This window comes from Bradyrhizobium sp. 155 (assembly GCF_023101105.1).
GTDB classification, from domain to species: Bacteria; Pseudomonadota; Alphaproteobacteria; order Rhizobiales; family Xanthobacteraceae; genus Bradyrhizobium; species Bradyrhizobium canariense_D.
In genome coordinates, this window is sequence record NZ_CP064704.1 from 3,654,518 (window position 1) to 3,670,968 (window position 16,451).

General features: G+C 63.9%; 17 protein-coding genes. 10 read left to right on the forward strand and 7 right to left on the reverse strand.

Going from position 1 to position 16,451, the window contains the following annotated elements:
* Nucleotides 1-6: 6 nt before the first annotated feature.
* A complete protein-coding gene (locus IVA93_RS17800) occupies nt 7-1,905 on the reverse strand; it encodes a peptidylprolyl isomerase (RefSeq protein ID WP_026233496.1) in 1,899 nt (632 codons plus the stop codon).
* Between the two features lie 223 nt (nt 1,906-2,128).
* Here IVA93_RS17800 and tpiA point away from each other — a divergent pair, with 223 nt between their 5' ends.
* The 3 genes from tpiA (at nt 2,129) to pyrG (ending at nt 5,210) form a co-directional block, all read left to right on the forward strand.
* Entirely contained in the window at nt 2,129-2,884 is a 756-nt protein-coding gene (tpiA, locus tag IVA93_RS17805; protein ID WP_247789893.1) for a triose-phosphate isomerase, read from the forward strand.
* 141 nt (nt 2,885-3,025) lie between these two features.
* A complete protein-coding gene (gene secG / locus IVA93_RS17810) occupies nt 3,026-3,412 on the forward strand; it encodes a preprotein translocase subunit SecG (RefSeq protein ID WP_007590603.1) in 387 nt (128 codons plus the stop codon).
* A gap of 166 nt (nt 3,413-3,578) precedes the next feature.
* Nucleotides 3,579-5,210, forward strand: a complete 1,632-nt coding sequence (gene pyrG / locus IVA93_RS17815) for a CTP synthase (RefSeq protein WP_007590604.1) — start codon at nt 3,579-3,581, stop codon at nt 5,208-5,210.
* 4 nt (nt 5,211-5,214) lie between these two features.
* Here the strand turns inward: pyrG and IVA93_RS17820 are convergent, their stop codons facing one another.
* The 3 genes from IVA93_RS17820 to IVA93_RS17830 all read right to left on the reverse strand — a co-directional run bounded on the left by IVA93_RS17820 (nt 5,215) and on the right by IVA93_RS17830 (nt 8,028).
* Nucleotides 5,215-5,877, reverse strand: coding sequence for a class I SAM-dependent methyltransferase (locus IVA93_RS17820; RefSeq protein WP_018458074.1), 663 nt, complete (start codon nt 5,875-5,877; stop codon nt 5,215-5,217).
* 103 nt (nt 5,878-5,980) lie between these two features.
* Complete coding sequence (locus IVA93_RS17825; protein ID WP_018458073.1) at nt 5,981-7,357, reverse strand: sensor histidine kinase; 1,377 nt, start codon at nt 7,355-7,357, stop codon at nt 5,981-5,983.
* A complete protein-coding gene (locus IVA93_RS17830; protein ID WP_018458072.1) occupies nt 7,354-8,028 on the reverse strand; it encodes a response regulator transcription factor in 675 nt (224 codons plus the stop codon). Before IVA93_RS17830 ends, IVA93_RS17825 begins: the two co-directional genes overlap by 4 nt.
* A gap of 196 nt (nt 8,029-8,224) precedes the next feature.
* Here IVA93_RS17830 and IVA93_RS17835 point away from each other — a divergent pair, with 196 nt between their 5' ends.
* From IVA93_RS17835 to IVA93_RS17845, 3 genes are all read left to right on the forward strand, one after another.
* Entirely contained in the window at nt 8,225-8,551 is a 327-nt protein-coding gene (locus IVA93_RS17835) for an NIPSNAP family protein (protein ID WP_007610789.1), read from the forward strand.
* A gap of 125 nt (nt 8,552-8,676) precedes the next feature.
* Nucleotides 8,677-9,540, forward strand: a complete 864-nt coding sequence (gene kdsA / locus IVA93_RS17840) for a 3-deoxy-8-phosphooctulonate synthase (RefSeq protein ID WP_018458071.1) — start codon at nt 8,677-8,679, stop codon at nt 9,538-9,540.
* Nucleotides 9,540-10,748, forward strand: coding sequence for an MFS transporter (locus IVA93_RS17845; protein ID WP_018458070.1), 1,209 nt, complete (start codon nt 9,540-9,542; stop codon nt 10,746-10,748). The genes kdsA and IVA93_RS17845 overlap by 1 nt, the downstream gene beginning before the upstream one ends.
* 30 nt (nt 10,749-10,778) lie before the next feature.
* Here the strand turns inward: IVA93_RS17845 and IVA93_RS17850 are convergent, their stop codons facing one another.
* Nucleotides 10,779-11,195, reverse strand: coding sequence for a winged helix-turn-helix transcriptional regulator (locus tag IVA93_RS17850; protein WP_026233493.1), 417 nt, complete (start codon nt 11,193-11,195; stop codon nt 10,779-10,781).
* Between the two features lie 110 nt (nt 11,196-11,305).
* Here IVA93_RS17850 and IVA93_RS17855 point away from each other — a divergent pair, with 110 nt between their 5' ends.
* A complete protein-coding gene (locus tag IVA93_RS17855) occupies nt 11,306-11,608 on the forward strand; it encodes a hypothetical protein (RefSeq protein ID WP_143273393.1) in 303 nt (100 codons plus the stop codon).
* Nucleotides 11,609-11,625: 17 nt separating this feature from the next.
* Nucleotides 11,626-12,249, forward strand: coding sequence for a dihydrofolate reductase family protein (locus IVA93_RS17860; RefSeq protein WP_018458067.1), 624 nt, complete (start codon nt 11,626-11,628; stop codon nt 12,247-12,249).
* Nucleotides 12,250-12,271: 22 nt separating this feature from the next.
* Here the strand turns inward: IVA93_RS17860 and queF are convergent, their stop codons facing one another.
* Both queF and IVA93_RS17870 read right to left on the reverse strand, forming a co-directional pair.
* Nucleotides 12,272-12,724 (reverse strand): preQ(1) synthase, encoded by a 453-nt coding sequence (gene queF, locus IVA93_RS17865; protein WP_018458066.1) that lies wholly within the window; start codon nt 12,722-12,724, stop codon nt 12,272-12,274.
* A gap of 51 nt (nt 12,725-12,775) precedes the next feature.
* Complete coding sequence (locus IVA93_RS17870; RefSeq protein ID WP_247370295.1) at nt 12,776-13,753, reverse strand: Vgb family protein; 978 nt, start codon at nt 13,751-13,753, stop codon at nt 12,776-12,778.
* A gap of 174 nt (nt 13,754-13,927) precedes the next feature.
* Between IVA93_RS17870 and eno the strand changes: the two genes are divergently transcribed.
* Nucleotides 13,928-15,211 (forward strand): phosphopyruvate hydratase, encoded by a 1,284-nt coding sequence (gene eno, locus IVA93_RS17875; protein WP_018458064.1) that lies wholly within the window; start codon nt 13,928-13,930, stop codon nt 15,209-15,211.
* Between the two features lie 34 nt (nt 15,212-15,245).
* Nucleotides 15,246-16,379, forward strand: a complete 1,134-nt coding sequence (locus tag IVA93_RS17880; RefSeq protein ID WP_018458063.1) for a zinc-binding dehydrogenase — start codon at nt 15,246-15,248, stop codon at nt 16,377-16,379.
* The last annotated feature ends 72 nt before the right edge of the window (nt 16,380-16,451 follow it).

Sequence of the window (16,451 nt, forward strand, 5' to 3'; positions counted from 1 at the left end):
TTCAACTCACTGGTTCGCGCCGGTCACCTGCGCGAAGGCGGCCTGATTAATCGTGGTCCCGATGTCGGTTTCAAGCTTGTTGACGTAGGACGCGACCTGCTCCTCGGTCTGCGCGCGGTCGAGACTGTCCTTCAGCTTCTTGACCGCATCGGAAGCGGCATCGACGGTGGGATCGATGATCTCGGTAACGCGGAACACGATCACCTCGGTGCCGCCGGTCACTGCCGTCTGCCCGACGCCGTCCTTGGCGACGCGGAAGGCGGCCGACACGATGGCCGCGGGCACGCTGGCGGGCGAGTCGTCCCGCTTGAAGCCGGTGGCGGTCTCGACCTTGGCGCCGATCGCGGCTGCTTCGTCGGCGAGCTTGCCGCCAGATTCGAGCTTCTGCACCATCTCGGTCGCCTTGGCCTTCAGCTTGGTCGCGATCTGGTCCTGGCGCCAGCGCACCTCGACCTGGTCGCGAACCTCGTCGAGATTGCGGTCGCGCGAGGGCGTGATGGCAAGCACGTCGTACCAGACATAGCCGCCCTTGAACGAGATCGAGTCGTTGTCGACGCCGACATCGGTGTTAAAGGCCTGCGACACCACGTCGAGGCCCTGCGGAATGCCGGAGACCGGCTGGCCGCTCGGCGCGCGGCCGGAACGGTCGACGGCGTCGATGGTCACGGCGGTGAGGCCGAGCTTCTGCGCCGCGTCGATCACGCTGGCACCGCCGCCGCGCTCGTCTTCCATCTTGTCGCGGAGATCGGCGACCTTGACGCGCGCACGCTCGGTGGCGATCTCGCGCTTGATGTCGGCGGCAACGCTCGCGTAGTTCGCCTCAGTGCCCGGCTCGATCTTTTCGACCTTGACGATCGACGTGCCGAGACGGCCCTGGATCGGCTGGCTGATTTCACCGGCGGGAAGCGCGAAGACAGCGTCTCCAACTGCGGGATCGAGCGAGGATTTGGTCACGAGCCCGAGATCGACGTCAGACGCGCTCAGTCCGCGCTCCTTGCCGAGGTCCTCGAACGACGTCCCGCTGGTGAGCCGCTCGCGTGCGGCCTGTGCCTCGGCGGCGTTGGGGAATACGATCTGCTGGATTTGGCGCTTCTCCGGCGTGCCGAGCCGGTCCTTGCGCTGGTCGAATGCTTTCTTGGCGTCCTCGTCCGACACCTCGCTCCACTTGCCGATCTCCTCCGGCGAGACCACGACGAACGCGATCTTGCGATATTCGGGCGCGCGGAACTGGACCTTGTGATCCTCGAAATAGGCGGCGAGCGCCTCCGGCGATGGCGCGTCGATGGTGCCTGCCTGGGCTGCGTCGAGCCTGACGAATTCAATGGCGCGCTGCTCGTTCTGGAAGCGCGTCAGCACGTCGAGCATCGCCTTCGGCGGCTCGAGGCCGGCACCGATCGTGCCGGTGATCTGCCGACGCAGTGAGACCTTGCGCTGCTCCGAAACGTAGCGCTGCTCGGTATAGCCGAAATTGCGGATCACGGACTGAAAGCGGTTCGAATCGAAGTTGCCGCCGACGCCCTTGAAGTTCGGGTCGTTCATGATGAGCTGGCGGATCTGGTCGTCGGACTGGCCGAGCCCGAGCCGGCGCGCCTCTTCGTCGAGGGCGGCTTCCGCGATCGTCTGCTGGAGCACCTGACGGTCGAGGCCGAAGGCGCGCGCCTGCTCAGGCGACAGCGGCCGGCCGAACTGGCGGCTGATCTGCTGGAGGCGATCAGTGTAAATCTGGCGGAACTCGTTCAACGAAATCTCGGTGCCGCCGACCTTGGCCACGGTGGATTGCCCAAAACCCTTGAAGATGTCGGCAATGCCCCAAACGCCGAAACTGATGATCAGCACGCCCATCACAATGGCCATAATGGTCTTGCCGAGCCAGTTTGATGAGGCCTTGCGCATTCCTCGAAGCATTTGGTCCAACTTGTTTGGCAGGAGGGGAACGGGAGCGCGTCTTAATGCAGATTCCGCAAAAGCGCGTCACCAAATTGATCAATCATCATAAAGTGGTGGCTTTCCCCCCGCAACCTCGGGTCCGACAGGCTTTCGATCCCTGCGGTTAAAAGCCCCTGGTCTCTGGAACTGCCACGGGACCTCTGCTAGCGCATGCGCAACCCAAATTTTGCTGGAATTTGACATGATCGATGCCATCCGCCCCCTGATCGCCGGCAACTGGAAAATGAACGGCCTGAAGGCCTCGACTGCCGAATTCGACGCCATGCTCAATGGTGCGACAGAAGTGGCCGGCAAAGCCGATTTGCTGGTTTGTCCGCCGGCGACCCTGATCGCAGCTTTCGCCGAGAAGGCCTGCGGCAAGAAGGTCGCGGTGGGAGCCCAGGATTGCCACCCCAAGGCCTCCGGCGCCCATACCGGCGACATCGCCGCCGAAATGCTGGTGGATTCGGGTGCGACCGCTATCATCGTCGGCCATTCCGAGCGCCGCGCCGACCATAGCGAGGGCGATGCCCTGATCCGGCAGAAGGCAGAGGCCGCCTGGCGCGCCGGGGTGACGGCGATCGTCTGCATCGGCGAGACGCAAGCGCAGCGCGATGCGGGCCAGACCCTGGATATCCTGCGCGGCCAGCTCAACGGTTCGCTGCCGGATGGCTCGACCGCCGCCAATCTGGTCGTGGCCTATGAGCCGGTCTGGGCAATCGGCACCGGCCTGACCCCGACGTCCGGGGATGTCGAGCAGATTCATGGCTTTATCCGGGAATTCCTGACCTCCAGGTTCAAGGCCGACGGCGCCGGGATGCGGATCCTCTATGGCGGCTCGGTCAAGCCCTCGAACGCGGCCGAGCTGATGGCCGTGAAGAACGTCAATGGCGCGCTGGTCGGCGGGGCCAGCCTGAAGGCGGCCGATTTCCTTGCGATTGCGCAGGGCTGTTCCTAGCTAACTTCAAACCTTAGGACCCGGCCGATCGGGGGTGGCAATGACCCGTCTGATCGTGTAACACCGCGCAACTTCAGGAAAACCCCGCGAAGCACGATTGGCCGCCGTCTCGGCGCTGTCGGCTTGTGACGGAAGGACACTATGCAGACCGTTGTCATCGTCATTCACCTCATGATCGTCACCGTTATGATCGGCGCCGTCCTGCTCCAGAAGTCGGAAGGCGGCGGCCTGGGCATGGGAGGTGGCGCAGGTTTCATGTCGAGCCGTGGCACGGCGAACCTTCTGACGCGGACCACCGCGATCCTGGCCGTCGGCTTCTTCCTCACCAGCCTGTTCCTGTCCTGGTATGCCGGCTACGACCGCAAGCCGTCGTCGATCATCGGCGCACCGGCGTCGCAGACGCAGCCGGCCGGTGGCGGACCGATCGCGCCACCGACCTCGGGCGGCATCCTGGATTCGCTGAAGAAGGCCGACGAGCAGCAGCAGGCTCCGGCACCGAGCGGCCCGCAGGTACCGCGTTCGCAATAAAGCAGGGGGGCCATGCAGGGCGGCTTCTACCGTCCTGCATCAACAATCCCCATCAAGGCTCTGTCACCACTCTTAGTTCTGGCTCACCCACAGCCCCGCAAAATGTTTGGGGCGGAATACGAATCGCTTTGGCGAATCGAATTCGAGGGATTAGAGGTTAAGCCCCATGGCGCGGTACATATTCATCACCGGCGGCGTGGTTTCTTCGCTCGGCAAGGGTCTGGCTTCAGCGGCACTCGGTGCCCTGTTGCAGGCGCGGGGCTACAAGGTCCGCCTCCGCAAGCTCGACCCCTATCTCAACCTCGATCCCGGAACGATGTCGCCGTATCAGCACGGCGAAGTGTTCGTGACCGATGACGGTGCGGAGACCGACCTCGATCTCGGCCACTATGAGCGCTTCACCGGGCGGCCAGCGACCAAGGCCGACAACATCACGACCGGGCGCATCTACCAGGACATCATTTCCAAGGAGCGGCGCGGCGATTATCTTGGCGCCACCATCCAGGTGGTTCCGCATGTCACCAACGCCATCAAGGATTTCGTCCTCGACGGCAACGACGATTACGACTTCGTGCTGGTCGAGATCGGCGGCACCGTCGGCGACATCGAGGGCCTGCCGTTCTTCGAGGCGATCCGCCAGCTCAAGAACGAGCTGCCGCGCGATCACGCCATCTACATTCATCTGACGCTGCTGCCTTACATCCCGAGCGCCGGTGAGCTGAAGACAAAGCCGACGCAGCACTCCGTCAAGGAGCTGCGCTCGATCGGCATCCAGCCGGACATCCTGCTCTGCCGTACCGATCGCGAGATCCCGAAGGAGGAACGGCGCAAGCTCGGGCTGTTCTGTAACGTGCGCGAGAGCGCCGTCATCGAGGCGCGCGACGCCGACAGCATCTACGCTGTCCCTCAGGCTTACCACGCCGCAGGCCTCGACGACGAAGTGCTTGCCGCCTTCGGCATCGGCTCGCGGATTCCGCCGGAGCTGCGGAGCTGGCAGCAGATCAACGAGCGCATCCGCAATCCCGAGGGCAACGTCACCATCGCCATCGTCGGTAAGTATACCGGCATGAAGGATGCGTATAAGTCGCTGATCGAGGCGCTCTCCCATGGCGGCATCGCCAACAAGGTGAAGGTCAATCTCGACTGGATCGAAAGCGAGATCTTCGAGAAGGAAGATCCCGCGCCGTTCCTCGAGCACGTCAACGGCATTCTGGTGCCCGGCGGCTTCGGCCAGCGCGGCGCCGAAGGCAAGATCCGCGCGGCGCAGTTCGCGCGCGAGCGCGACGTGCCGTATTTCGGCATCTGCTTCGGCATGCAGATGGCGGTGATCGAGGCAGCTCGGAATCTCGTCGGGATCGAGGAGGCCAACTCCACCGAGTTCGGCCCGACCAAGGAGCCCTTGGTCGGCCTGATGACGGAATGGCTGCGCGGCAACGAGCTTGAGAAGCGCACCAACGCCGGCGATCTCGGCGGCACGATGCGCTTGGGCGCCTATCCCGCGGCGCTCAATCGCGGCAGCCGCGTTTCGGAAGTCTATGGCGGCGCGACCGAGATTTCCGAGCGCCACCGCCATCGCTACGAGGTCAACACCGCCTATAAGGATCGCCTCGAACAGCACGGGCTGAAATTCTCGGGCCTGTCGCCCGACGGCGTGCTGCCGGAGATCGTCGAGTACGAGGATCACCCCTGGTTCATCGGCGTCCAGTTCCATCCGGAACTGAAGTCGCGACCGTTCGAGCCGCATCCGCTGTTCGCGTCGTTCATTCGCGCGGCAATGGTTCAGAGCCGCCTGGTGTAATCGCTCAGCGCGTGGCGGTGCAGTCACCTGCAAGATGCATCGGCTCCGGCGCGGCCGGCATTGACGTATCAGGCGCAAGCGATCCCGTGACGAGCTTCATCTGCGGCCGTCGCGTCAGCTTGTAGACGGCGGCCGGCGGCACGTTCAGCAGGGCACGATCCACCAGCTTTGCGCGCAAGCCCAGCCGGTCGAGCACGGGCCGCGGGATCGGACAACTCATGCCGTAGGTGAACTGGTAGAAGGCGCCGCCGGGGCGGACATGACTGAACGCGCCACCGACGATCGAGACCACCTTGCGCGTCGACATGTTGAGCAGCGGCAGGCCGCTCACGACCGCGCCGACGGGCGCGCCGTCATAGAGGCGCTCCGTTGCGAGCCGCCCTGCATCCATCCACAAGACGCGCGCGTTCGGAAAACGCATCTGGAGCACCTTCATGAAGTCGGAGCCGTATTCGATCAGCGTGAGGTCCTGCTGGCGCACGCCGCGTTTGAGCAGCTTGTAGGTGAACGCGCCGGTGCCGGGGCCGAGCTCGAGAACAGGGCCGGTCGATGCGGTGATCTCGCGGGTGATGAGATCGGCCAGCGCCGCGCCTGACGGCGCGATCGCGCCGACGCGGCGCGGGGCTGACATCCATGACAGGAAGAACGAGAGGAAATCGTTGGGCATGCGCACTCCGGCATCTTGGTTGCGCCTCGCAGGTCAGAGGTGAGGCGGCCGAACAATCGCTTGAGTGCATTGCGACAGCATTGCGTGCCGCCTGTCGATTGCGTCAATTCTCCCGGACGGGCGGCAGTGACATCCTGAAGCACGCGCCGCCGATCGCTGTGTCCGCGACCGAGATGTGGCCGCCATGCAGGAGCACGATCTCGCGCACCATGTTGAGACCGAGGCCGGCACCGCGATCCAGCGGTGTCAGCCGGTAGAACGGTTCGAATATCTGTTCGCGCTGATCGGCCGGAATGCCGGCGCCTTCGTCCGTGACCTCGATGCTCGCGGGCCTGCTGACACGAATGCCTATGGTGCCGCGGCGCGGGCCGTGCTGGATCGCATTCTGCACAAGGTTGGTCAGCGCGCGCTCCAGCGCCGCCGCATCGCCGATCGTTTCGACCGGCGTGGAGGGGGCGTCGAGCGCCAACTCGTAGCCGGCGGCAATGGCCAGCGGCGCAAGATCTGCGGCCGCGCTTTGCGCGATTGCGACGAGGTCAACGCGCGTGAAGGGATGGCCGCAGCGGTCGAGCCTTTGAATGTCCAGCAGCTGCTCGGCAAGCGTTGCCAGCCGCGCGGAATCCTCCAGCAACCGGGTCTTGTCCGGCCCCGCTGGAAGCGACTCCAGCCGCGTGTTCAGGATCGCGATCGGTGTGCGCAACTCGTGTGCGGCATCGGCGACGAAGCGCTTGTGGCGGGCATAGCCCTGGTCTAGCCGCGCCAGCGCGTCGTTGACCGCGGTCACGAGCGGCACGACTTCCAGCGGAATCCGGTCCAGCGACAGCCGCGCGCCGCGTTGATGGATGTCGATGCGCCGCGCCTGGTCCGCCGTCGCATCGAGCGCCTCGAAGGCGCGCCGCACGATCATCGGCGTGGCGATGAACGTCGCCGTTCCCATGAGGAGCAGGCCAGGCAGGGCGATGCCGAGCAGTGCAAGCGATGTCATGATCAACGCCTTGGCGCCCGTGAGCTTGCCTTGCGTCGCCGTGATGATTTGCACATTGCCGGCGTCGGTATCGACCCGCTTCAGCCGCGCCGGGGGCTTGCGCGGATCGTCCTCGAACAGCTGCCAGCCGAGCCGGGCCTGGCTGATCTGGTCGAGGCCGCTGCCGATGGCGGCGAATTCGGCCGGCACGGCGCCTTCGCTTAGCGAATGTCCCTGCCTGTCGCGGACCAGGAACCAGAGATCGGGGGTCTCGCTGCGCAATTGTTTCAGCTCGGTCGTCGGCCGCAGGACCAGGTCGCCTTGCGCGTCGCGTCCGAGCGCGCGCTGGACGATATCGATCACGCGATCTTCGTCGCGCCCGGCGATCACGAATCCCGACGCGCTCAATGCCCCGACGACGACGGCAACGAGCGCCGTGAGCAGCACCGCCTGGAGCGACAGCAGGCGCCAGCTCAGCCGCGAGCGCAGGCAATAGGGTTCGTGGTGCTTGCTCATAGCAGCTTCTTCAAGAGATAGCCGACGCCGCGGATGCCGTGGATCTCCACGCGCGCATCGGCTTCCGAGAGTTTGCGGCGCAGGCGCGACACGTGCGTATCGAGCGCATTCGACTGGATCTCGTCGTCGAAACTGTAGACGGCTTCTTCCAGCGCGGAGCGCAGCACGGTCCGGCCCATGCGGCGGACCAGGGCTTCCAGCACGAGGAGCTCGCGTCGCGGCAGCTCGAGCGGAGCCCCGTCGATGCTTGCCTCGCGATGGCCGAAATCGAAGGCGAGGCGGCCGGCGTGCATGATGTCGGGATGCAGCCCGGCGGGCCGGCGCAGCACGGCGCGCAGCCGCGCCAGCAATTCCTCTACCGCAAACGGCTTTGACAGATAATCATCCGCCCCGCAGTCCAGTCCGGCGACCCGGTCGGCGAGTTCGCCGCGCGCCGTCAACACGATGATCGGCACGCCGTCGGCGCGCGCCCGCAGTTTCGGGATCAGGGTGAGACCGTCGCCATCGGGAAGCTGGCGATCGAGCAGGACGGCGGCGTGGACGTCGGCAGAAATGGCCTCTTCCGCCTCCGCGAGCGTGGGGGCGTGGTCCACCACCATGTCGTAGCGCTTCAGCGCCGACGCCAGCGCGTCGGCCATTTCGACCTCGTCCTCGACGAGCAAAATCCGCATGATCCGCACCTCAACCTCAATCGCGCCATTCTAGCGGCCGTATCATTGCGGCAGCATTGCGGGAACCCGCTCTCGATGAAGCGGCTTGAGCGGGCTCTAGCCATGCACGGAACGCTACCGGGGCGGCTGAGCGGGCCTCAAGACACCGTCGGGGCCGGCCGTTATAACCGCCGGACCTGATCAGGGAGGAATATGAATGATCTACGAAATGCGCATCTATCGCTGCGTGCCCGGCCGCCTGCCGGCACTGCTCAAGCGGTTCGAGACCGTCACGCTGAAGGTGTGGGAAAAGCACGGCATCAAGCAGGCCGGGTTCTTCACGACCCTGATCGGTGAATCCAACCAGGAGCTGACCTATTTCCTGGCCTGGGAGTCGCTCGCCGAGCGCGAGAAGAAGTGGGCCGCCTTCATGACCGATCCGGACTGGATGAAGGGGCGCGCCGAGAGCGAGGCGGACGGCCAGATCGTCGGCAACATCGTCAGCCAGATCCTGGCGCCGACCGCCTTCTCGGCGGTGAAGTAGAGGCGGCCGGCGCGAGGGCGTCGCGGAGAGCCTGGGCGCAACCCTGATATTCTGGGAGCCCAGGCCGAATGGGGTTGATCCGCCCTTCATCGCGGCTATGGTCGCGCCGGAACGAGGGATTTGCCTTGAGCTCTTCGACGTCAGCGGCGCCGGTCGTCACCATTGGCAAGGTCAAATTCGGCAATGATCTGCCGATCTCGATCATTGCCGGGCCGTGTCAGCTCGAAAGCCGCCAGCATGCGCTGGAGGTGGCCTCCGCGCTGAAGGAGATCGCCGCGCGGCTGCAGATCGGCCTCGTCTACAAGACCTCATTCGACAAGGCCAATCGCACCAGCGCGTCGGCCGCGCGTGGCCTCGGACTTGCACAATCGCTGCCGATCTTCGCCGAAATCCGATCGTCGCTCGGCCTGCCGGTCCTGACCGACGTGCATGACGCCGGGCAGTGTGCCGAGGTGGCGCAGGCGGTGGACGTGTTGCAGATTCCCGCCTTCCTATGTCGCCAGACCGATCTGCTGCTGGCGGCGGCCGCAACCGGCAAGGTCGTCAACGTCAAGAAGGGTCAGTTTCTTGCGCCCTGGGACATGGCCAACGTCGTGTCCAAGATCACGAGCGCGAACAATCCCAACGTGCTCGTCACCGAACGCGGCGCGTCCTTCGGCTACAACACCCTGGTCTCCGACATGCGCGCGCTGCCGATCCTGGCGCGCACCACCGGCGCCCCCGTGATCTTCGACGCGACTCATTCGGTGCAACAGCCGGGCGGGAAGGGGACGTCTTCCGGAGGCGAGCGCGAATTCGTGCCGGTGCTCGCACGCGCAGCCGTCGCCGTCGGTGTTGCCGGTATCTTCATCGAGACCCATCCCGATCCTGACAGCGCGCCGTCCGACGGACCCAACATGGTGCCGCTGCGCGAGTTCGAAGGGCTGATCCGAAGGCTGATGGCGTTCGACGCGCTCGCCAAGGATTCGACCAAAGCCGACCCGCGCTGATGCAGCAAGGCGAGGCGCGGGCGCACGATCACGGCCTGCCGGCCGCGCTTTACGTCATCTCCGGTGCAAGCTTCGCCGCGGCGCTCTCCGCGCGCGCGCTCGATCCGGTGCTGCCGCACGTCGCGGAGGACTTTGGCGTCAGCATCGCGACCGCTGCCGGTTTTGCCGCGGTGTTCGCCTTCACCTTCTCGATCATCCAGCCGATCGTCGGCGCCGCCGCCGATCTGTTCGGCAAGACGCGGCTGATGATCGGCTGCCTCGCGCTGCTCGGCCTTGCCAACATCCTGGGGGCGCTCTCGAGCTCATTCTCGGTTCTGTTCGCGACCCGTATCCTCGCCGGTATCGGCTCCGGCGGCGTGTTTCCGGTGGCGCTCAGCCTGACCAGCGATCTCGTCGGTCCGGAGAAGCGCCAGGTCGCGATCAGCCGCACGCTCGCCGGCGCGATGGCGGGCAATCTCCTCGGCGCCTCGGCCTCCGGCCTGATCGGCGATTTCCTCGGCTGGCGCGGCGTGCTGGCGGTGCTCGGCGCGCTGGTGATCGTTGCCTCGATCGCGGTCGCCGCCGGTTTTCGTGGCGCCAAGGTCAAGCATCCGCCGAAGACGAGCCTGTCGGCGCTGAAGGCGGGCTATCGCACCATCTTCACCAACCCGAACGCCTATGTCTGTTATGCGGCGGTGTTCATCGAAGGCTGCTGCGTGCTCGGCCTGTTTCCCTACATCGCTTCGTTCCTGTTCGAGCTCGGTCAGACCTCGCTCTCGATCGCGGGCATCGTCATCGCGGGCTTTGCGGTCGGCGGCTTGTTCTACACGCTGACGGTGTCGCGCCTGCTGCCATGGCTGGGCATGAAGGGAATGATGATCGCGGGCATGACGCTGGTGGCTTCGCAGCTCGTTGCCGTCGGCTTCGGCCTGCGCTGGGAAGTGCAGGCGTTCAATCTCATCGTGATGGGATGGGGCTTCTACATCGCCCATGGCTGCCTTCAGATGTTTGCCAGCGAACTCTCGGTCGAGGCGCGCGCAACCGCGTTGTCGCTGCATTCGTTCTTCTTCTTCATGGGGCAGACGGTGGGGCCGCTCGCCTATGGACTTGGCCTCCAGCATGGCGGCAAGATGCCGACCCTGTTCGCGAGCGCCGCGATCATGGTCGCGCTGGGCTTCGCCTGTGCGCGGCTGTTGAAACAGCGGGCGCCATCGGATGCAGTCGCCTAAAAGATGTCTAGCGCCTGACGCGGCGTATCGTCATTTAGAACCTCCTTTCCTCAGTTTATGCTTCATCTGGGAAAGCATCTTGGGGCCCCCCGCCGATAGTCTCTCGGCAATCGCACCAAGATCCGGATCAGCATTACGATATTTGCTGCCCCATAAGCCAAGCTCGGCGAGGACAGGCAGCAGATCAATGCCCGCCTCCGTAAGGCGATAAATCGCCTTCAGTTTATGCGTGGGGTCGTCATGACGGGTAAGCACGCCGCCTTCTTGCAGCGTTTGAAGCCGCTCCGCAAGCGTCCGCGATGATATCGATTCATCGGACTGCAGAAATTCCCGGAAGTGCTGTTTCCCCGCGAAAACGATGTCACGCACAATCAGCAGCGTCCAGCGATCGCCGAGCAACTCCAGCGACAGACTGATTGGGCAACCTGATCGCTGTCTTCCCGACATCCGTAGTTCTCTTTGTAAATCGATTTACTATTGACATCATTCGAGGCTGACGTCAATGCTTCCAAATGTAAACCAATCATAAAGTCTCAATGCTGGAGGAGTGGTGGAAAATGCCCGCAGATATCCATCAGGTTGCAAGCGGCGGCTTTTACATATTTCAGAAGGTGACAGAGCTCCCGGGCAGGAAACTGCGCAAAGACGTGACTTATCGATCTGTCCCGCTCGATGACGCCCGCAGCAGCATGATCGCAAACGGGATATCAGCCAGCTTCACGGAAGCGTTGATCGAAACCCCAGCGAGCTTCAATCGCCAAGAGCGATGGGCACTCGACACGCCAGCTTCAGAAAACACAACTCGAACGACCTTCAAACAATGGGCTGCTGAATCGTTCGCAGCTTCGATCCTTGCATGATTCGAGAGAATAGACCGATGCGAAAACTTATCCTTCAGATGCAGGTGTCAGCCGATGGCTTTGTCGGCTCCTACGGAACGGTAAATTGGCAGCTATGGGGTTGGGGTGACAACAACTTTTGGGATGATGAACTGAAGCGCGATTTCAATGCACACTTCGAGCGCATCGACACGATTCTTCTCAGTCGGAAGATGCTGAATCAAGGGTATCTACGGCATTGGGAGAACGCAGCGAACCGCTACCCAACTGAGCCATTCTACGCGTTCGCTAAGCGTATCACAGAAATGAGCAAAATGGTTCCGACGAATAAGCCAACGGAGCCGGCGTGGGAACGAACCACGCTTGTCAGCGGAGATTTGCACGAGGTGGTCGGCGCCTTAAAGAGCCAACGAGGGCGCGACATTGGCGTGTTCGGTGGCGCGGGGTTTGCCGCGGCGCTGATCGAACAAGGTCTCGTTGACGAGTTTCAATTCTACGTCAACCCGGCGGTATTGGGTGACGGCGTCAGGATCTTCGCGGCGTCGGGGTTCAGGAAGCTAAAATTACTCGAGGCAAAGGCTTATTCGAGCGGCATGGTTGTTAGCCGCTATACCTCGTCCCCCGAGCGAGCAAATCTTCGCGGTCGAGACCGAACGCGGTGAGTCAGAAACGGTCTCTTCAAGCTCAGCCCCGGCCGCGATAGGGCGCGACGCCCTGCTCGGGCACCCACAATCCCTTCGGCGCGCGGCCCGTCTGCCAGAACACGTCGATTGGAATGCCGCCGCGCGGATACCAATAGCCCCCGATGCGCAGGAACTTCGGCTTGATCTCGCTCGCGATGCGCTTGCCGATCATCACGGTGCAGTCCTCGTGGAAGGCGCCGTGATTGCGGAAGCTGGCGATGTAGAGCTTGAGCGACTTCGATTCCAGCAACCATTGGCCGGGGGCGTAGTCGATCATCAGATGTGCGAAATCCGGTTGTCCCGTGACCGGGCAGAGCGAGGTGAATTCCGGCACGGTGAAGCGTACCAGATAGTCCGTGCCCTTTTGCGGGTTCGGCACGCGGTCGAGCTGCGCTTCTTCCGGTGTGTGCGGCCATTCGACCGCGCGGCCCAGCTGAAGGGATTTCTTCGCCATTGTCGTCACATCCTGTTCCGCGTGCCGGGATGGACGCAAATGCCGCTGTCGTCAACCGGCGGCGACCGTCTGGATCATGACGATCCGGTCGTTGCCGGATTCGCAGCCCCAGAGCTCGCCCGGCCTCCCGTCGAGCTGGCGCACATTGGCGTTAGCCTTGTCGCTGGCGAACACGTTAAAGCGCTCGGTGGCGGGATCGAAGCGGACGATGGCGTTGGCGGAGAAATCGGTCAGCCAGACTTTGTCCTTGTCATCGACATAGACCGCGTAGGTGCGGGGACGCTCGCCGGGCAGCTTCCAGGTATTCCAAGAGTCTTCCGCGGGATCGTGCACCGAGACGTGGCCACTGTTCCACTCGCTGACCCAGATCCGGCTTTTCGAATCCGACCAGACCCGTCGCGAACCCTGGCTCGGCGTCGGCGGCTCGACCACACTGGCGCTGCCCGTCGCCGGATCGATCCTGGCAATATAGCTGCCGGCAAGCGAGGCATACCAGACGTCGCCCTTGGGCGTGACGGTGATTCCGTAGGGGCCGACGCCCTTGGGCGCCCTGAACACGTCCATCCCGCCCGCGTTCGGCTTGAGGCGGCCGTAATAGCCGGACTGGCCGGTGAACCAATAGGTGCCGTCCTTGTCGAACACGCCGGTGTTGAGATTGGCGTAGGCGAACTTCTCGGGCAGGCGGAACAGGGTGACCTTGAGGTCGGAAGGATCGACGCGGGCGATCGCATTCTGGCCGCCCTCGGTGATCCAGGGCCCGCCGTCGGGGCCGATGGTCACGCCGTGCGGGGCGGCGCCCTGGCCGAGGCTGACCGTCTTATGGCTGCCATCCTTCGGATCGAGCCTGCCGAGCAGGCCCTTGCCCTGGGCCGTAAACCAGACCGTGCCATCGGGAGCGGGAGCGAGGTCGTGCAGACCGATGCCGGAGCTAATGGGGTAGTATTTTGTCCGGAACGGGCCTTCCTGCGCAAAACTCGGGCGGGTCGCGAGGAGGGCGATGCTCGAGGCAAGAAACTGGCGGCGATTCATGGCGTTACCCCGACTGTTTCAGATTGAGGTTTTGCGCGCAGACCAGATGCGGTCAACCTTAGTCCGAGCCGCTTCACGCGTCAGTCGAAGCCCACCCTCCAAGCGTTCACATTTGCTTGCGGTCCGTGTAAGACCCGCGGCACCGATCAGCTCTAACGAACGGAAGTGCACATCATGACCGCCATCATCGACATCATCGGCCGCGAAATTCTCGATAGCCGTGGCAATCCCACCGTCGAGGTCGACGTCGTGCTGGAAGATGGCGCGCTTGGCCGTGCTGCCGTGCCGTCCGGCGCCTCCACCGGCGCCCATGAGGCGGTGGAACTACGCGACGGTGACAAGACTCGCTATCTCGGCAAGGGCGTCACCAAGGCGGTCGGCGCCGTCAACGGCGAAATCTTCGAGGCCCTGAGCGGCCTCGATGTCGAGCAGCAGGCCCAGCTCGACCAGATCATGATCGACCTCGACGGTACGCCGAACAAGAGCCGGCTGGGCGCCAACGCCATCCTCGGCGTGTCGCTCGCCTGCGCCAAGGCGGCCGCGAACTCGCTCGACATGCCGCTCTATCGTTACGTTGGCGGTACCTCGGCGCGGCTGCTGCCGGTGCCGATGATGAACATCATCAATGGCGGCATGCACGCCGACAATCCGATCGACTTCCAGGAGTTCATGATCCTACCGGTTGGCGCGTCCTCCTTTGCCGAGGGCTTGCGCTATGGCGCGGAGGTCTTCCACACCCTGAAGTCCGAATTGAAGAAGGCCGGTCACAACACCAATGTCGGCGATGAGGGCGGCTTTGCCCCGAACCTGCCGTCGGCGGACGCCGCGCTCGAATTCGTCATGAACGCGATCGGCAAGGCCGGCTACAAGGCGGGCTCCGACATCGTCATTGGCCTCGACTGCGCCTCGACCGAGTTCTTCAAGGACGGCAAATACGTCTACGAGGGCGAGGGCAAGACCCGCTCGATCTCCGAGCAGGCCAAGTACCTTGCTGATCTCGTCTCGCGCTATCCGATCGTGACCATCGAGGACGGCATGTCGGAAGACGACATGGACGGCTGGAAGGAGCTGACCGACCTCGTCGGCAAGAAGTGCCAGCTCGTCGGTGACGATCTCTTCGTCACCAACGTCAAGCGCCTCGCCGAAGGCATCAAGGCCGGACGGGCCAATTCGATCCTGATCAAGGTCAACCAGATCGGCACGCTGACCGAGACGCTCGCCGCCGTCGAGATGGCGCACAAGGCCGGCTACACCTCGGTGATGTCGCACCGCTCCGGCGAGACCGAGGATTCTACCATCGCCGACCTCGCGGTCGCCACCAATTGCGGTCAGATCAAGACCGGCTCCCTTGCGCGCTCCGATCGCACCGCCAAATACAACCAGCTCCTGCGCATCGAGCAGCAGCTCGGCAAGCAGGCGCTCTACGGCGGCAAGGCGGCACTGAAGGCGCTGGCATAAGCCAGCGGTCGGACAAGAACAGGGGAGGATCGACATGAGCGACGGCAAGAACGGCCTGCAACTGCGTTCGCTGATCAAGAAGAGCGGTGAGCTCGAAATCTCGCTGCTCGACGTGCCGACCCCCGAACCCGCCGCGGACGAGGTTGTCGTCCGCGTCGAGGCCGCGCCGATCAACCCGTCCGACCTCGGGCTCTTGATCGGCGCGGCCGACATGAGCACGGCAAAGGCTTCGGGCACCAAAGAAGCTCCCGTCATCACCGCGAAAGTGCCGGAAGGCGCGATGCGGGCGATGGCAGGCCGGCTCGACGAATCCATGCCGGTCGGTAACGAAGGCGCGGGAGTCGTGATCAGGACCGGCTCCTCGGATGCCGCGAAGGCGCTGATGGGCAAGACCGTCGCCATGATCGGCGGCGCGATGTACACGCAGTATCGCACGTTGAAAGTGCGCGAGTGCCTGCCGCTGCCGGAAGGCACCACGCCGGCCGAAGGAGCCTCCTGCTTCGTCAATCCGCTGACCGCGCTCGGCATGACCGAGACCATGCGGCGCGAGGGTCACAAGGCGCTGGTGCACACTGCGGCCGCATCCAATCTCGGGCAGATGCTGAACAAGATCTGCATCAAGGACGGCATCCCGCTGGTCAACATTGTGCGCAGCAAGGAGCAGGCCGACATCCTGCACAAGATCGGCGCCAAATATGTCGTCGATTCCACCGCACCGAGCTTCCTCGGCGATCTCACCAATGCGCTGGTCGAGACCGGCGCTACCATCGCCTTCGACGCCATCGGCGGCGGGAAGCTCGCCGGCGACATCCTCAACTGCATGGAAGTCGCGATCAACAAGACCGCGAAGGAATACAGCCGCTACGGCTCCAACGTGCACAAGCAGGTCTATGTCTATGGCGCGCTCGATGTCCGCCCGATTGAGCTGCCGCGCGGCTTCGGCATGGCCTGGGGCGTCGGCGGCTGGCTGCTGTTTCCGTTCCTGATGAAGATCGGGCAGGCGGACGGGGCCAGGCTGCGCCAGCGCGTCGTCGACGAACTGAAGACCACGTTTGCCAGCCACTACACCAAGGTGGTGTCGCTTTCCGAGGCGCTCGATCCCGCCAACATCGCGGTGTACGCCAAACGCGCCACTGGCGAAAAATTCCTCATCAACCCGAACAAATAATCGGGACGTGCGACGGCACGTCACCGAAAGAAGGTCTTGCCTTCTGAGCGAAGCCGGGGATTATTCCGCCGC

Coding starts and splice junctions, on each gene's coding strand:
- secG (WP_007590603.1), top strand. CDS start 3,026: ATGCAGACCGTTGTCATCGTCATTCACCTCATGATCGTCACCGTTATG.
- IVA93_RS17835 (WP_007610789.1), top strand. CDS start 8,225: ATGATCTACGAAATGCGCATCTATCGCTGCGTGCCCGGCCGCCTGCCG.
- IVA93_RS17845 (WP_018458070.1), top strand. CDS start 9,540: ATGCAGCAAGGCGAGGCGCGGGCGCACGATCACGGCCTGCCGGCCGCG.
- IVA93_RS17850 (WP_026233493.1), bottom strand. CDS start 11,195: ATGTCGGGAAGACAGCGATCAGGTTGCCCAATCAGTCTGTCGCTGGAG.
- IVA93_RS17800 (WP_026233496.1), bottom strand. CDS start 1,905: ATGCTTCGAGGAATGCGCAAGGCCTCATCAAACTGGCTCGGCAAGACC.
- queF (WP_018458066.1), bottom strand. CDS start 12,724: ATGGCGAAGAAATCCCTTCAGCTGGGCCGCGCGGTCGAATGGCCGCAC.
- pyrG (WP_007590604.1), top strand. CDS start 3,579: ATGGCGCGGTACATATTCATCACCGGCGGCGTGGTTTCTTCGCTCGGC.
- IVA93_RS17860 (WP_018458067.1), top strand. CDS start 11,626: ATGCGAAAACTTATCCTTCAGATGCAGGTGTCAGCCGATGGCTTTGTC.
- IVA93_RS17820 (WP_018458074.1), bottom strand. CDS start 5,877: ATGCCCAACGATTTCCTCTCGTTCTTCCTGTCATGGATGTCAGCCCCG.
- tpiA (WP_247789893.1), top strand. CDS start 2,129: ATGATCGATGCCATCCGCCCCCTGATCGCCGGCAACTGGAAAATGAAC.
- IVA93_RS17880 (WP_018458063.1), top strand. CDS start 15,246: ATGAGCGACGGCAAGAACGGCCTGCAACTGCGTTCGCTGATCAAGAAG.
- IVA93_RS17830 (WP_018458072.1), bottom strand. CDS start 8,028: ATGCGGATTTTGCTCGTCGAGGACGAGGTCGAAATGGCCGACGCGCTG.
- IVA93_RS17855 (WP_143273393.1), top strand. CDS start 11,306: ATGCCCGCAGATATCCATCAGGTTGCAAGCGGCGGCTTTTACATATTT.
- IVA93_RS17825 (WP_018458073.1), bottom strand. CDS start 7,357: ATGAGCAAGCACCACGAACCCTATTGCCTGCGCTCGCGGCTGAGCTGG.
- eno (WP_018458064.1), top strand. CDS start 13,928: ATGACCGCCATCATCGACATCATCGGCCGCGAAATTCTCGATAGCCGT.
- IVA93_RS17870 (WP_247370295.1), bottom strand. CDS start 13,753: ATGAATCGCCGCCAGTTTCTTGCCTCGAGCATCGCCCTCCTCGCGACC.